This window comes from Streptomyces sp. NBC_01304 (assembly GCF_035975855.1).
Lineage (GTDB): Bacteria > Actinomycetota > Actinomycetes > Streptomycetales > Streptomycetaceae > Streptomyces.
Genome location: NZ_CP109055.1, coordinates 7,197,468 through 7,212,244, shown reverse-complemented (window position 1 = coordinate 7,212,244; position 14,777 = coordinate 7,197,468). Strand labels below are relative to the sequence as shown.

The window sequence follows — 14,777 nt, the reverse complement described above, 5'->3', positions numbered from 1 at the left end:
GCAGTGCCAGGTCAGGGCTTTGGATCACTTGCCCGGCATGCAGTCACAGGTGGGCGGCACGGCCGTCACTGTCACGGTGACCGTCACCGTGGGCCGCGCGGGGTCGTCCGGCGGCGGATCCGGTGACGGATCGGCGGGTCCCGAACTCGACGTCGCCGCCGAACAGTTGCCGAGCACATGCGCGTGGAAGACCCGCTTGCCGTCCACCTTCGCGGTCAGGTCGCCCTGCACACACCGACCGCCGCGCTCCTCGGTCACCTTCCCGGTGAGGTCGATGTCGCGCCCGTCCTTGGTCTCGCCCTGGCAGTCCACGGTGGCGACGCTGCGCACGCTGGGCGAGCCCGACGACTTGGGCGTGGTCTTCCCGCCCTCCCCCATCGTGGCCACACAGCTGAGCCACTGCACGTCGAAGCCCTCGCGCTCCAGGGCCTTGGTCCCGGTCTGATCGGTGGTGACGGCGACCGCGACGGAACTCAGCCCGTCCCCGACGGGTTCACAGGCGGCAACCCCGATGGCGGCAGCACCCGCAAGCCCCACCGCGAAGAGCACCCGCCGTACACGCCTCAATGCCCCCATAGGGGACAGGTTCCCACTGCGCTCCCGCGAGGGGTAGGCATCATGCGGACAAAATCAACCGGTCCGCATCCATCAACCAGCCCCGCACCCACCAACCGGTCCGGCACCCATCAGCCCGTCCGGCGTTTGAGGACAGAGGCCGAAGGCCGATCCGGGGGCTAGGGGCGAAGCCCCAGGCCGTCCGCAGGACTTTCGGGAAGGGGCGGGGTGGGGAAGAAAAAATCCCTCAGCCCCAACGCCCGCTGCGCCCGAGCAACAACGCCACAGCCGCAGTCCCCGCAGTGGACGTACGCAACACACTCGCCCCGAGCCGGAAGGGAGAAGCTCCCGCTTCCTCGAACACCGCCAACTCCGAAGGAGAAACGCCCCCTTCGGGCCCGACGACAAGCACGATCGACCCAGCAGCCGGCAGCGAGGCCGAGGCAAGCGGCGCACTGCCTTCCTCATGCAGCACCGCCGCAAAGTCGGCAGCAGCAAGAAGCCCCGCAACCTGCTTGGTCGAAGCCGCCTCCCCCACGGAGGGAAACCGCAGCCGCCGCGACTGCTTCCCCGCCTCCCGGGCCGTGGCCCGCCACTTGGCAAGCGACTTGAGCCCCCGCTCACCCTTCCACTGCGTGATGCAGCGCGACGCGGCCCACGGCACGATCGCGTCGACGCCGGTCTCCGTCATGGTCTCGACGGCGAGTTCACCCCGGTCGCCCTTGGGCAGGGCCTGCACGACGGTGATGTGCGGCTGGGGCTCGGGCTCCACCCGGACCTCGGCGACATCCACGTACAGGACGTCCTTGCCCTCGGTCCCGGCGACCACGCCGAACCCACCGGCGCCCGCCCCGTCCGCGAGGACGATCTCCTCGCCGACCTGCAGCCGTCGTACGGACACGGCATGGCGTCCCTCGGGCCCGTCGACCGTCACACGCCCCGCGACCACCTTGTCGACGAGGAAGACCGGAGCCGTCATGCCCCCGCCCCCCGGAGGGCCAACGCCGCCTTGGCCGCGTCGAGTTCGGCCGCAAGCACCTCGACGAGCTGCCCGGCCGGCAGCTCCCGCGCCATCCGGTGCCCCTGCCCCGCCCACAGCGCCATGCCCTGCGCGTCCCCCGCCTTCGCGGCGGCCTTGCGCAGGCCGGTCGTCATGTGGTGGACCTGGGGGTACGCGGCCGGGGCATAGCGCCCGTGCTCGCGCATGAAGCGGTTGACCAGGCCACGGGCGGGGCGTCCGGAGAAGGCCCGCGTCAGCTCTGTGCGTACGAACAACGGGTTGGTCATGGCCTGCTTGTGCACCACGTTCGCGCCCGACTCGGGGCAGACCAGGAACGCCGTGCCCAACTGCGCCTGCTCCGCGCCCGCCGCGAGCGCGGCCGCGATCTGGCCGCCGCGCATCAGTCCGCCGGCGGCGACGATCGGCAGCTGCACGGTCTCGCGGACCTGCGCGATCAGCGAGAGCAGCCCGAGCCCCGCACCGTCCGCCTCGGGGTTGTCCCGGTGGGTTCCCTGGTGGCCGCCGGCCTCGATGCCCTGCACACACACGGCGTCGGCGCCCGCCCACTGGGCGGCCTGGGCCTCTTCCGGGGTGGTGACGGTGACGACGGTCAGCGTCCCCGCGCGCGCGAAGGCGTCGAGCACATCGCGGCTGGGGCACCCGAAGGTGAAGGAGACGACCGGCACCGGGTCGTCGAGCAGGATCGCCAGCTTGGCGTCGAAGCCGTCGTCGCGCCCGCTGTCCGGGTCGCCGAGCGGGGTGTCGTACCAGGCGGACTCACCGGCGAGCTGGGCGGCGTACACGGCGACGGCGGCCGGGTCCGCGCAGGTCGGCTGCGGCATGAACAGATTGACCCCGAACGGCTGCCCGGTCATCCCGCGCAGCTGCTTGATCTCCTGGTACATGCCGTCGGCGGTCTTGTACCCGGCGGCGAGAAACCCGAGCCCGCCCGCTTCGGACACGGCCGCGGCGAGGGAGGGGCACGAGGCGCCGCCCGCCATGGGGGCCTGCACGATCGGGTAGGGGCAGAGATCGGTCAGTGCGGAGGACATGAACGCATCGTGTCATGTCCTCCACGCCGTACTCGAATCGAGGGTTCCGCCTGTCATATGCAGGCGGAACCCTCGATCCCAGCAGGCAGAACCGGCGGGCTCAGCGCCCGTTGAAAGCATCCTTCAACCGCGAGAACAGCCCCTGCTGCCCCGGCTGGAACTGCCCGGTGGGCCGCTCCTCGCCACGCAGCTGCGCAAGCTGCCGCAGCAACGCTTCCTGCTCGGGATCGAGCTTCGAGGGCGTCAGCACCTCGACGTGGACGATCAGGTCACCCCGGCCACCACCACGCAGATGCGTTACGCCTCGCTGGTGCAGCGGCACGGACTGCCCGGACTGCGTCCCGGGACGGATGTCGATCTCCTCCATCCCGTCCAGCGTCTCGAGCGGCACCTTCGTACCGAGCGAGGCCGCCGTCATCGGGATGGTCACCGTGCAGTGCAGATCGTCGCCGCGCCGCTGGAACACCGTGTGCGGCAGCTCGTGGATCTCGACGTACAGGTCACCGGCGGGACCGCCACCGGGCCCGACCTCGCCCTCACCGGCGAGCTGGATCCGCGTGCCGTTGTCCACACCGGCCGGGATCTTCACGGTGAGCGTGCGCCGGGAACGTACCCGCCCGTCACCCGCACACTCCGGGCACGGGGTCGGTACGACGGTCCCGAAGCCCTGGCACTGCGGGCACGGCCGCGAAGTCATGACCTGGCCGAGGAAGGACCGCGTGACCTGCGAGACCTCACCGCGACCGCGACACATGTCACAGGTCTGGGCCGTGGTGCCCGGCGCGGCGCCCTCGCCGGAACAGGTCGTACACACGATCGCGGTGTCGACCTGGATGTCCTTGGTGGTCCCGAAGGCCGCCTCGTCCAGCTCGATCTCGAGCCGGATCATGGCGTCCTGGCCCCGGCGGGTCCGCGAGCGCGGGCCGCGCTGCGAGGCCGTGCCGAAGAAGGCGTCCATGATGTCCGAGAAGTTCCCGAAGCCGCCCTGGCCGAAGCCGGCGCCCGCGCCGCCCGACTGGGACAGCGGGTCCCCGCCGAGGTCGTAGACCTGCTTCTTCTGCGGGTCGGAGAGCACCTCGTAGGCGGCGTTGATCTCCTTGAACCGCTCCTGGGTCTTCGGGTCCGGATTCACATCCGGGTGAAGCTCACGGGCCAGCCTGCGGAAGGCCTTCTTGATCTCGTCCTGGGAAGCGTCGCGGCGCACGCCGAGCACGGCGTAGTAGTCCGTGGCCACTTACGACTCCGCCAGGATCTGTCCGACGTAACGTGCCACTGCGCGTACCGCTCCCATCGTTCCCGGGTAATCCATCCGCGTCGGTCCTACGACGCCCAGCTTGGCGACTGCCTCGCCGCCCGAACCGTAGCCGACCGAGACGACGGACGTGGAGTTGAGCCCCTCGTGGGGATTCTCATGCCCGATCCGTACGGTCATGCCCGAGTCCTTGGCCTCGCCCAGGAGCTTGAGGAGCACGACCTGCTCCTCCAGCGCCTCGAGCACCGGCCGGATCACGAGCGGAAAATCATGTCCGAAGCGGGTGAGATTGGCGGTACCGCCGATCATCAGCCGCTCCTCGCTCTCCTCGACGAGCGTCTCGAGCAGCGTCGCGAGGACGGTCGAGACGGTGCCGCGGTCCTCGATCTCGAACGACTCCGGCATGTCCTGCACCAGCTGCGGCACATCGGAGAAGCGCCGCCCGGCGACCCGGCTGTTGAGCCGGGCCCGCAGATCGGCGAGCGAGGTCTCACCGAACGGGGCGGGGCAGTCGACGTGCCGCTGCTCGACCCGGCCGGTGTCCGTGATGACCACGAGCATCAGCCGCGCCGGAGCCAGCGAGAGCAGCTCCACGTGCCGCACCGTGGACCGGGTCAGCGAGGGGTACTGCACGACGGCGACCTGCCGCGTCAGCTGCGCGAGCAGCCGCACGGTCCGGCCCACGACGTCATCGAGATCGACGGCACCGTCGAGGAAGTTCTGAATGGCCCGCCGCTCGGGAGCCGACAGCGGCTTGACGCCCGCCATCTTGTCGACGAAGAGCCGGTAGCCCTTGTCCGTCGGGATCCGCCCGGCACTCGTATGAGGCTGGGCGATGAACCCTTCCTCCTCCAGCGCCGCCATGTCATTGCGCACGGTGGCCGGGGAGACCCCCAGCCGGTGCCGCTCGGTGAGCGCCTTGGAGCCGACGGGCTCCTCGGTGCCCACGTAGTCCTGGACGATGGCGCGCAGCACCTCGAGCCTGCGTTCACTGAGCATCGCGCGCACCTCCCTGCGGTCGTCGTCCCTTGCGACTCACCCACCCTTTGGCACTCACGGCGGGTGAGTGCCAGCCATTCACGTGTCAGTGTACGGCCGTGAGGTACGGCCCCGGCAAGGGCGGTTGCAGGGATGCCGTGCCGGGCCACGCGCACGGGGTTAGCTTCGTTCCATGCAGTTGACTTGGGACCAGCAGGACGCCGGGGCCGACTGGGAGCAGCTCGCCCCCTCAGTGGGCCGTCGCCGCCTGCCCGGCTGGGACTGCACGGTCGGGCTCGTCGCGGGCGAGGGCGCGGCCCTCATGATCGATGCGGGTTCTACGTTGCGTGAGGGTTCCGAGCTGCGGGCGCAGGCCCAGCGGCTGCTCGGCGGGGGCCGGCGGGTGACCCACCTGGCGCTGACCCATCCGCACTTCGACCACGTCCTGGGCGCGGCCGCCTTCGCGGGGGTCGAGGTGTACGGCGCGGTGGGCCTGGACACGGTCTTCGCGCGCGGCCGGGACGAGCTGGCCGCGGACGCGGTACGCCACGGAGTCGCGCCGAAGGCCGCGGGCGAGGCAGCGGATCTCCTGGTGCACCCGCACCACCTGGTGTGCAGCGAGTGGACGCTCGACCTGGGCGGCGGGACCCAGGTGCTGCTCGCGAACGTCGGCCCTGGCCACACGGGCCACGACCTGGCGGTCCTCGTCCCCGGCACATCCGGCACATCCGGCACTTCCGGCTCTCCGGAGATCGTCTTCTGCGGCGACTTGGTGGAGGAGTCGGGCGAGCCACAGGCCGGCCCGGACGCGATGCCGTCGCAGTGGCCGCGCGCCCTCGACCGCCTCCTGGAACTCGGCGGCGAGGACGCCCTGTACGTCCCCGGCCACGGTTCCGTGGTGGATGCGGCCTTTGTCCGGGCCCAGCGGGACAGCCTGGCGGCGCGTTACGGCGTGTCGTAGTTGCGCTCCCGTCCCCTTTTCCTATCGTCGGCCGAATGCGCAGCTACAGCCCCGACCTGACCCCGCCCTGGAAGAAGCCGAAGCCGGTGCCGACGGTGGAGGCGGAGACCGATCTCGTGGTCGAGGAGGCCGCCACCGGTTTCTGCGGGGCGGTGATCCGCTGCGAGGCGGGCACGGTCACGCTCGAGGACCGCTTCGGCAAGCACCGGGTGTTCCCGCTGGAGCCGCGCGGCTTCCTCCTGGACGGCAAGGTCGTCACCCTGGTCCGCCCCTCGGCGGCATCTCCGGCACGTCCCACTCGTACGGCCTCGGGTTCGGTGGCGGTCCCCGGCGCCAGGGCCCGGGTCGCCCGCGCGGGCCGCATCTACGTGGAGGGCCGGCACGACGCGGAGCTGGTGGAGCGGGTGTGGGGCGACGACCTCCGCATCGAGGGCGTGGTCGTCGAATACCTGGAGGGCATCGACGACCTCCCCGCGATCGTCACGGACTTCGCCCCCGACGCGGAGGCCCGCCTCGGCATCCTGGTGGACCACCTGGTCCCGGGTTCGAAGGAGTCCCGCATCGCGGCGGCCGTGTCGAGCGAGTACGCGCTGGTGGTGGGCCACCCGTACATCGACGTCTGGGAAGCGGTGAAGCCTTCGTCGGTGGGCATCGCGGGGTGGCCCCGGGTGCCGCGTGGGCAGGACTGGAAGACGGGGGTCTGCCGGTCCCTCGGGTGGCCGGAGAACACGGGCGCCGCGTGGCAGCGGATCCTGTCCTCGGTCCACTCGTACCGAGACCTGGAGCCGGAACTCCTTGGCCGCGTCGAGGAGTTGATCGACTTCGTGACGGCGCCACAAGATTGATCCCCCCCGACGCCGGACGGGCTGGTTTACCAGCCCGTCCGGCGTTTGAGGACAGTCTTTGAAGCCGGCGGCAGCCTTACGGGAAGGGGCGGGGCGGGGAGAAAATCAGTCCACCAGATCCCGAACGACCGCATCAGCCAACAACCGCCCCCGCAAGGTCAACACAGCCTGCCCCGAGGCAAAAGCCTCACCTTCGAGCAACCCTTCGCCCAGCGCACGCTGAGCCGCCGCAAGCCCCGCCGGCCGAAGCAGCGAAAGCGAAACACCCTCCCGGAGCCGAAGCTCCAACAGAATCCGCTCGACCCGCCGGTCCTCGGCAGAGAGCAGCTCCCGCCCGGCCCCGGGCGACGAACCAGCCGCAAGCCGCCCGGCATAAGCCCCGGGATGCTTGACGTTCCACCACCGCACCCCACCCACATGGGAGTGGGCCCCGGGGCCCGCACCCCACCAGTCGGCCCCCCGCCAGTAAAGCTCGTTGTGCAAACACCGCCCGGCCTCCGAGGTCGCCCAATTGGACACCTCGTACCAGGAGAACCCGGCCTCGGCCAGCACGGAATCGGCGATCAGATACCGATCCGCATGCACATCGTCATCGGTCATCGGCACTTCACCCCGCCGAATACGGCGAGCGAGCTGCGTCCCTTCCTCCACGATCAACGCGTAGGCGGAGATGTGATCCGGCCCCGCGCCCAGGGCGGCGGAGAGCGACGCCCGCCAGTCGTCGTCCGACTCCCCCGGCGTGCCATAGATCAGGTCAAGGTTCACATGCGCGAACCCCGCCGCCCGCGCCTCCGCGACACACGCCTCCGGCCGTCCCGGCGTATGCGTACGGTCGAGCACCTGAAGCACGTGCTGCCGGGCGCTCTGCATCCCGAACGAGACCCGGTTGAACCCGCCCTCGCGCAGCTCGGCGAGGTACGCGGGGTCCACGGAGTCCGGGTTGGCCTCGGTCGTGACCTCCGCGTCCGGGGCGAGGCCGAACTCGTCGCGTACCGCCCCAAGGACCCGCACCAGGTCCGCCGCGGGCAGCAGCGTCGGCGTACCGCCACCGACGAAGACGGTCTGCACCGCGCGCGGATCGTCGCCGAGGACCTTGCGGGCCAGCCGGATCTCCTCGACGAGATGACCGGCGTACGAGTCCCGTGACGCGAGCGCCCCGTCCGGCCCGCGCAGCTCGCTCGCGGTGTAGGTGTTGAAGTCGCAGTAGCCGCAGCGCGTCGCGCAGTACGGCACGTGGAGGTAGAACCCGAGCGGGCGCGCGGCCGCCCCGGTCAGGGCGGAGGCGGGCAGCGAGCCGTCGTCGGGGACGGGCTCACCGTCGGGGAGTGCGGAAGGCATGCACCCATTGTCCGGTACGCCGCCGGGTCACCGTGCCTGGAGGACGAGCAGCGCCATGTCGTCGTCGGCCGGGACCTCGGAGAAGTCGTGCACGAGGCGCCGGATGCGCTCGGCGACGAGGGGCGCGGTGAGTCCGGCGCAGGCGGCGAGGGCCGTGGCGAGGCCGTCCCCGTCGTCGAGCTGGCGGCGGCCCGAGCGGCGCTCCGTGACGCCGTCGGTGACGCAGAGCAGGGTCTCGCCGGGGGCCAGGACGAAGGAGTCGCTGCAGTACTCCGCGCCGTCGAGGACGCCGAGCAGCACCTGCGGTTCGGCCGTCGCCCGTACGTTGCCGTCGGGGCGCAGGAGCAGCGGCAGCGGGTGTCCGGCGCTGGCGAGGGTGCAGCGCACGCCCTCGTCGGTGGGGATCAGCTCGCCGTAGAGGAGGGACAGGAAGCGGGTCGGTGAGCCGTCGTCGTGCAGCCCGACCCCGCCCGCCTCGGCGACGGCGCGGGCCGCGGACTCGGCGGCTTCCATGGCGTCGTCGAGGAGCAGGCGGTTGAGGCGGTCGAGGACGTCGGCGACCTGGTAGCCCTCGCGGGCGAGCAGGCGCAGCCAGGGGCGGGCGAGGCCGGTGACGACGGCGGCCTCCGGGCCGTTCCCGCAGACGTCGCCGAGGGCGAAGCACCAGCGGCCGTCGCCTGCCGGGAAGACGTCGTAGAAGTCACCGCCTGCGAGGCCCTCGCCGCGCGGTTCGTAGACGAGGGCGGTCTCCAGTCCTGGGACCTCGGCGACGGCGCTGGGCAGCAGTCCGCGCTGCAGTACGCGACTGATGGTGGCCTGCCGGGCGTACTGGCGGGCGGCGCCGATCGCGAGGGCGACGCGGCGGCTGAAGTCGTCGAGCAGGGCGGTGACTTCGTCCGGGAAGCGCTGCAGACCGGTCCGGCCGAGCAGCAGGGTGCCGAGCCCGCGGCCGCCCGCGACCAGGCGGTAGGCGACCGCGCTCCCGGTGAACTCGCCGACGTTCTCGCCGGGCCAGGGCACGGGCAGCGGGCCGCTGTGCGGGAGGCCGGTGAACAGCGGCGGGTCCTTCTCCAGGACGCGGCGCAGTTCCTCGATGCAGCTCTCCTTGTAGTGCCAGACGCGGGAGAGCCGCGGCGCGACGGCGGGCCCGGACTCGCTGTCGAGCCAGATCGCGCACCAGTCGGCGAGGCGGGGCACGATCAGCTGGCCGGCGAGGGCGGCGACCATGTCCTCGTCGAGCTGCCCGGCGAGCAGGTCGGAGGCCTCGGCGAGGAAGGCGAGGGCGCCGCGCTGCTCCCAGTCGCCCCGCTCCCTGGACCGCTTGGGCGTGGGGTCGAGGATCTCGGCGACCCTGAGACCGCGTTCCAGGGCCTGGTCGGCCGCGTACGCCTCGAGCTGCCGTGCGGCCTGCACGCCGTCTACGGGGAGGCGGGCCCAGACGGTCTTGGAGCCGGTGCGGTAGGTGATGCCCCAGGACTCGGAGAGGCAGGCGACGAGCTGGAGGCCGCGGCCGTACTCGGCGATGGAGATGCCCCGTTCGGGCGGCAGGGTCTCGCCCTGCACGGCGCGGGCGGGGTGGTGGTCGGTGACCTCCAGCATGAGGGAGGTGCCCTCGCCGTCCGGCGAGTCGTCCGCGTACTCCATCCGGCAGGTCAGTTCGACGTTGGTGCCGGCGTGCACCACGGCGTTGGTGACCAGTTCACTGACGAGGACCACCGCGTCGTCCGTGAGCCGGTCCGTGAAGCCGTCCGACGCGGGCAGCGCGGTCTCGGTCCAGTCGGCGAGCGCGGCCCGGACGAAGCGGCGGGCGGCCGCGGGCGCGAGCGGGTTCCCGGGCAGGGAAGTGCTGGAACAGGCCCGCCCGGCATGACGGCGGGCCAGCGGAAGTGGCTGGCTGAAAGCGGTCTCCCGCTGCATTGGAATGGACCCCACAGTGCGGCTCCCGAGCAGTTCGGGCATTACGTCTCAAGCAACACGGACAGAGTGACAGACTGGCCTCGCCCATAAGCGCCGAGTTACTGAAGTGGGCCGCCATGAGTGAGAACAGTGGTACGTCCGTGCTTTCAAACGGTCAGTTTCGGGCCTCCGAACTCCGCCCCCTGCTGGCCGCGATGACCGCCCTGCGGGACGGGGACTTCCGCATCCGCGCGCCGGAAGGCGAGGCGGGGATCCCGGCCGAGCTTGCAGCGGTGTTCAACCAGGTCGCCGACCGGAACGAGCATCTGTCCTCCGAGCTGGCCCGGTTGCGCCGCGAGGTCGTGCGGCACGGCAGGCTGGACGAGCGGCTCGCCGCGTCGCCCGGCCAGGGCTCCTGGTCCTCGACGGTGCGCGATGCGAACACGTTGGTGGACGCGCTGGTGGCACCCGCGGCGAACGCGACGCGGGTGCTGGACGCGGTGGCCGGCGGCGACCTCACCCAGCGGGTCGACCTGCACGACGGCACCCGCCAACTGAGGGGCGATTTGCGCCACTTGGGACGCGCCGTCAACAAGATGGTCGACCAGCTCTCCCTCTTCACCAGCGAAGTCACCCGCGTCTCGCGCGAGGTGGGCACGCAGGGGCGGCTCGGGGGCCGGGCCAAGGCCCAGGGCCTGTCCGGGAGTTGGCGCGACGTAACGGAGGCCGTCAACACCATGGCGGCCCGGCTCACCGCCCAGGTCCGGGACATCGCCGCGGTGACCACGGCCGTGGCGAGCGGTGACCTGACGCGTACGGTCACCGTCGAGGCGACCGGTGAGCTGCTCGAACTGAAGCTCACGGTGAACACGATGGTGGACCAGCTGTCCGCCTTCGCCGACGAGGTCACCCGCGTGGCCCGCGAGGTCGGCACCGAGGGGCAGTTGGGCGGCCGCGCCCAGGTCAGGGGCGCCTCCGGGGTCTGGAAGGACCTCACGGACAACGTGAACTTCATGGCGTCGAACCTGACGTCCCAGGTCCGCAACATCGCGCAGGTCACCACCGCCGTCGCCAACGGCGACCTGTCCCAGAAGATCACCGTCTCCGCCCAGGGCGAGATCCTGGAGCTCAAGTCGACGGTGAACACGATGGTGGACCAGCTGTCCGCCTTCGCCGACGAGGTCACCCGCGTGGCCCGCGAGGTCGGCACCGAAGGGCAGTTGGGCGGTCAGGCGCATGTCCGGGGCGTCTCCGGCGTGTGGAAGGACCTGACGGAGAACGTCAACTTCATGGCGGACAACCTGACTTCCCAGGTCCGAAACATCGCCCTCGTCTCCACGGCCGTCGCCCAGGGCGACCTGTCGAAGAAGATCACGGTCGAGGCCAAGGGCGAGATCCTGGAGCTCAAGACCACCATCAACACCATGGTGGACCAGCTGTCCGCCTTCGCCGACGAGGTCACCCGGGTCGCCCGCGAGGTCGGCACCGAGGGCAACCTCGGCGGCCAGGCCCAGGTCCGCGGCGTATCGGGCGTGTGGGAAGAGCTGACGGACAACGTCAACTTCATGGCGCTGAACCTGACGTCCCAGGTGCGCAACGTCGCCCAGGTCACCACGGCCGTCGCCAACGGCGATCTGTCCAAGAAGATCACCGTGGATGCCCGGGGCGAGATCCTGGAGCTCAAGGACACCATCAACACCATGGTGGAGCAGTTGCGCGCCTTCGCCGACGAGGTGACCCGGGTCGCCCGCGAGGTCGGCACGGACGGCCGGCTCGGCGGCCGGGCCCGGGTGGAGGGCGTCTCCGGCGTCTGGCGCGACTTGACCGACAACGTCAACTACATGGCGGACAACCTCACTTCACAGGTGCGGAACATCGCCCAGGTCGCCACGTCGGTGGCGCAGGGCGACCTGTCGAAGAAGATCGACGTGGACGCGCGCGGCGAGATCCTGGAGCTCAAGTCCACCATCAACACCATGGTGGACACCCTGTCCGCCTTCGCCTCCGAGGTGACCCGAGTGGCCCGCGAGGTGGGCTCCGAGGGCCAACTGGGCGGCCAGGCCCGGGTGGAGGGCGTCTCCGGCACCTGGAAGCGTCTGACGACCAACGTGAACGAGCTGGCCTCCAACCTCACCACCCAGGTCCGCGCCATCGCCGAGGTCGCCTCCGCGGTGACCCAGGGCGACATGTCCCGCGCCATCACGGTGGAGACCCAGGGCGAGGTCGCCGAGCTCAAGGACAACATCAACCTGATGGTGTCCAACCTCCGCGAGACCACCCGCGCCAAGGACTGGCTGGAGTCGAACCTGGCCCGTCTGGCGGGCCTGATGCAGGGCCACCGGGACCTGATGGAGGTCGCCGACCTGATCCTGCGCGAGCTGACCCCGCTGGTGAACGCGCAGTACGGCGCGTTCTTCCTGGCCGACCCGGACGACGAGAGCGCTCCGCTGCGTACGGCGACTCCGTCCAAGGGACTCGCCTTCATCGCCGGGTACGGATCGGCGCAGGGCGCGGTCGTCGAGGCCGGCGGGATGCCGGTGCACGGTCTGGTGCGGCAGGCGGCGCTGGAGAAGAAGCGCATCCTGATGGAGGACGCGCCGCCGGACTACATCAAGATCAACTCAGGTCTGGGCGAGGCCTCTCCTAGCAGTGTCGTGATCATCCCGATCCTCTTCGAGGACCGGCTGCTCGGCGTGATCGAGCTGGCCACGTTCTCCCGGTTCTCCGATGTCCACCTGGCGTTCTTCGACCAGTTCGTGAACACCATCGGCGTCGCGATCAACACCATCATCGCCAACTCCCGTACGGAATCCCTGCTCGGCGAGTCCCAGCGCCTGGCCCTGCAGCTGCAGGAGCGCTCGGACGAACTGCAGCGCCAGCAGGCCGAACTGCAGCGCTCGAACGCCGCGTTGGAGGAGAAGGCGGCCCTGCTCGCCACCAGCTCCCAGTACAAGTCGGAGTTCCTGGCGAACATGTCGCACGAGCTGCGCACCCCGCTGAACTCCCTGCTGATCCTCGCCCGGCTGCTCTCCGACAACCCGGAGAACCATCTCAACGACCAGGAGGTGCAGTTCGCGACCACCATCCACCGCTCGGGCACGGATCTTCTCCAGCTGATCAACGACATCCTCGACCTGTCGAAGATCGAGGCCGGCCGGATGGACGTACGCCCGAAGAAGCTCCCGCTGATCAAACTGCTCGACTACGTGCACGCCACCTTCCGCCCGCTCACCCTGGACCGGGGCCTCGCCTTCGAGGTGGCAGTGGGCGAAGGAGTACCGCGCGAGATCTACTCGGACGAGCAGCGCCTGCAGCAGATCCTGCGCAACCTGCTGTCCAACGCGGTCAAGTTCACCGCGTCCGGCAAGGTCGAGCTGCGGGTCACCCGGGTCCGCGACGCGGAGGTCGTCTCGGACAACGACGACCTGCTCGCCTTCGAGGTCCTGGACACCGGGATCGGCATCGCCCCGGAGAAACTCCCGGTGATCTTCGAGGCGTTCCAGCAGGCGGACGGAACCACCAACCGCAAGTACGGCGGCACCGGCCTCGGCCTCTCCATCAGCCGCGAGATCGCCGGCCTCCTCGGCGGCCGCATCATCGCCACCAGCGACCCCGGGAAGGGATCCATCTTCACGCTGTACATCCCCGCCTCGCACGCCGCTTTCGACAGCCCGGACGGCCCCGAGTACGAGCCACGGACGCCGAGGCTGCCCGAACAGTCGGTGGACGACGCGGTCGTCGCCTACGACCAGGAGGAGGCCTGGCCCGCACCGACCAAGCTGGAGGCGTGGCGCACGGGACGCGCCGGCACCGTGTTGCCGGGCCGCCGGGTCCTGATCATCGACGACGACATCCGCAACGTCTTCGCCCTGACGCATGTCCTCGGCCGCGTGGGCATGCCCGTCCTGTACGCGGAGAACGGCAGGGAAGGCATCGAGACGCTTGAGCGCAATCCCGACACCGAGCTCGTACTGATGGACATCATGATGCCGGAAATGGACGGCTACGAAACCATTTCCGTCATCCGCCGGACGCCTCGCTGGGCGAACGTCCCGATCATCGCGCTGACCGCCAAGGCCATGCCCGGAGACCGGGAGAAGTCCATCGCGAGCGGCGCCAACGATTACGTACCCAAGCCAGTGGACGTGGACCGGTTGCTCACCGTCGTCTGCGCTCTCCTGGACCCCGAGGGCTTGGAATCGGAGCAGCCTCTCGACGCAAGCAACGCACCGGGGCAGGACGGCAGCCTTGGGGAGGCCGCCTCCCCGCCGATCAGTGAGTAGGCGTTACCAGCATGAGCACTGAGGTTTCGACCGACGACCGCGCAAGCATCCTCCTTGTCGACGACATGGAGGACAACTTGATCGCTCTCGAAGCCGTCCTGGGGTCATTGAACGAACCACTGATCCGGGCGCGTTCCGGCGAGGAGGCGATGAAGGCGCTGCTTCGACAGCCCTTCGCGCTGGTCCTCCTGGACGTCCGGATGCCCGGGATGGACGGCTTCGAGACCGCCGCGAACATCAAGCGGCTCGACCAGACCAAGGACGTCCCGATCATCTTCCTGACCGGTACGGACGCCGACACGGGCTATGCCTTCCGCGGCTACGCGACGGGCGCCGCGGACTACCTGACAAAACCTTTCGACCCCTGGGTGCTGCGCGCCAAGGTGACCGTCTTCCTCGATCTGTACCGCAAGAACAAGGAGTTGGAGCGCCTGCTCGCCCGCGAGCAGGCCCAGTTCGAGGAGCTGTCGTCACGTCTCACGGCGATCGAGGAACACCTGGCGGCACGCGAGGACGACGAGGCCGAGGCCCGGGAGATGCGCGCTCATCTGACGCGCATGGAGGAGGTCCTGACACAAATGCGGCGCGGGCCCGGCCACTGAGGCCGTACCCACGCC

General features: G+C 70.3%; 11 protein-coding genes. 4 read left to right on the top strand and 7 right to left on the bottom strand.

Annotation, left to right across the window (positions count from 1 at the left end; genetic code table 11):
- Positions 1–24: 24 nt before the first annotated feature.
- The 5 genes from OG430_RS31910 to hrcA all read right to left on the bottom strand — a co-directional run bounded on the left by OG430_RS31910 (position 25) and on the right by hrcA (position 4,858).
- Entirely contained in the window at positions 25–576 is a 552-nt protein-coding gene (locus OG430_RS31910) for a hypothetical protein (protein ID WP_327356092.1), read from the bottom strand.
- A gap of 226 nt (positions 577–802) precedes the next feature.
- Complete coding sequence (locus tag OG430_RS31905) at positions 803–1,534, bottom strand: 16S rRNA (uracil(1498)-N(3))-methyltransferase (RefSeq protein ID WP_327356091.1); 732 nt, start codon at positions 1,532–1,534, stop codon at positions 803–805.
- Positions 1,531–2,607, bottom strand: a complete 1,077-nt coding sequence (locus tag OG430_RS31900; RefSeq protein WP_327356090.1) for a nitronate monooxygenase — start codon at positions 2,605–2,607, stop codon at positions 1,531–1,533. The genes OG430_RS31905 and OG430_RS31900 overlap by 4 nt, the downstream gene beginning before the upstream one ends.
- 100 nt (positions 2,608–2,707) lie before the next feature.
- Positions 2,708–3,841, bottom strand: a complete 1,134-nt coding sequence (gene dnaJ / locus OG430_RS31895; RefSeq protein ID WP_327356089.1) for a molecular chaperone DnaJ — start codon at positions 3,839–3,841, stop codon at positions 2,708–2,710.
- The gene (hrcA, locus tag OG430_RS31890) at positions 3,842–4,858 is read right to left on the bottom strand and encodes a heat-inducible transcriptional repressor HrcA (protein WP_327356088.1); all 1,017 of its coding nucleotides are present in this window, start codon (positions 4,856–4,858) and stop codon (positions 3,842–3,844) included.
- Between the two features lie 172 nt (positions 4,859–5,030).
- Between hrcA and OG430_RS31885 the strand changes: the two genes are divergently transcribed.
- Together OG430_RS31885 and OG430_RS31880 are read left to right on the top strand one after the other, a co-directional pair.
- On the top strand, positions 5,031–5,798 hold the full coding sequence (locus OG430_RS31885) for an MBL fold metallo-hydrolase (RefSeq protein ID WP_327356087.1): 768 nt from the start codon (positions 5,031–5,033) through the stop codon (positions 5,796–5,798).
- Between the two features lie 35 nt (positions 5,799–5,833).
- The gene (locus OG430_RS31880; RefSeq protein WP_327356086.1) at positions 5,834–6,643 is read left to right on the top strand and encodes a DUF3097 domain-containing protein; all 810 of its coding nucleotides are present in this window, start codon (positions 5,834–5,836) and stop codon (positions 6,641–6,643) included.
- 105 nt (positions 6,644–6,748) lie between these two features.
- Here the strand turns inward: OG430_RS31880 and hemW are convergent, their stop codons facing one another.
- Positions 6,749–7,981, bottom strand: a complete 1,233-nt coding sequence (gene hemW, locus OG430_RS31875) for a radical SAM family heme chaperone HemW (RefSeq protein WP_327356085.1) — start codon at positions 7,979–7,981, stop codon at positions 6,749–6,751.
- A gap of 27 nt (positions 7,982–8,008) precedes the next feature.
- Positions 8,009–9,940: a SpoIIE family protein phosphatase gene (locus OG430_RS31870; RefSeq protein ID WP_442816589.1), complete on the bottom strand. Its 1,932-nt coding sequence runs from the start codon at positions 9,938–9,940 to the stop codon at positions 8,009–8,011.
- Between the two features lie 74 nt (positions 9,941–10,014).
- Between OG430_RS31870 and OG430_RS31865 the strand changes: the two genes are divergently transcribed.
- Positions 10,015–14,160, top strand: coding sequence for a HAMP domain-containing protein (locus tag OG430_RS31865; protein ID WP_327356084.1), 4,146 nt, complete (start codon positions 10,015–10,017; stop codon positions 14,158–14,160).
- An 11-nt stretch (positions 14,161–14,171) separates the two neighbouring features.
- A complete protein-coding gene (locus tag OG430_RS31860; RefSeq protein ID WP_327356083.1) occupies positions 14,172–14,762 on the top strand; it encodes a response regulator in 591 nt (196 codons plus the stop codon).
- Positions 14,763–14,777 lie beyond the last annotated feature (15 nt).

Bases quoted from the DNA above. Each gene is read 5' to 3' on its own strand.
- OG430_RS31870 (WP_442816589.1), bottom strand. From the start codon at position 9,940: ATGCCCGAACTGCTCGGGAGCCGCACTGTGGGGTCCATTCCAATGCAG.
- OG430_RS31860 (WP_327356083.1), top strand. From the start codon at position 14,172: ATGAGCACTGAGGTTTCGACCGACGACCGCGCAAGCATCCTCCTTGTC.
- OG430_RS31905 (WP_327356091.1), bottom strand. From the start codon at position 1,534: ATGACGGCTCCGGTCTTCCTCGTCGACAAGGTGGTCGCGGGGCGTGTG.
- hemW (WP_327356085.1), bottom strand. From the start codon at position 7,981: ATGCCTTCCGCACTCCCCGACGGTGAGCCCGTCCCCGACGACGGCTCG.
- OG430_RS31910 (WP_327356092.1), bottom strand. From the start codon at position 576: ATGGGGGCATTGAGGCGTGTACGGCGGGTGCTCTTCGCGGTGGGGCTT.
- hrcA (WP_327356088.1), bottom strand. From the start codon at position 4,858: ATGCTCAGTGAACGCAGGCTCGAGGTGCTGCGCGCCATCGTCCAGGAC.
- OG430_RS31880 (WP_327356086.1), top strand. From the start codon at position 5,834: ATGCGCAGCTACAGCCCCGACCTGACCCCGCCCTGGAAGAAGCCGAAG.
- OG430_RS31900 (WP_327356090.1), bottom strand. From the start codon at position 2,607: ATGTCCTCCGCACTGACCGATCTCTGCCCCTACCCGATCGTGCAGGCC.
- OG430_RS31885 (WP_327356087.1), top strand. From the start codon at position 5,031: ATGCAGTTGACTTGGGACCAGCAGGACGCCGGGGCCGACTGGGAGCAG.
- OG430_RS31865 (WP_327356084.1), top strand. From the start codon at position 10,015: ATGAGTGAGAACAGTGGTACGTCCGTGCTTTCAAACGGTCAGTTTCGG.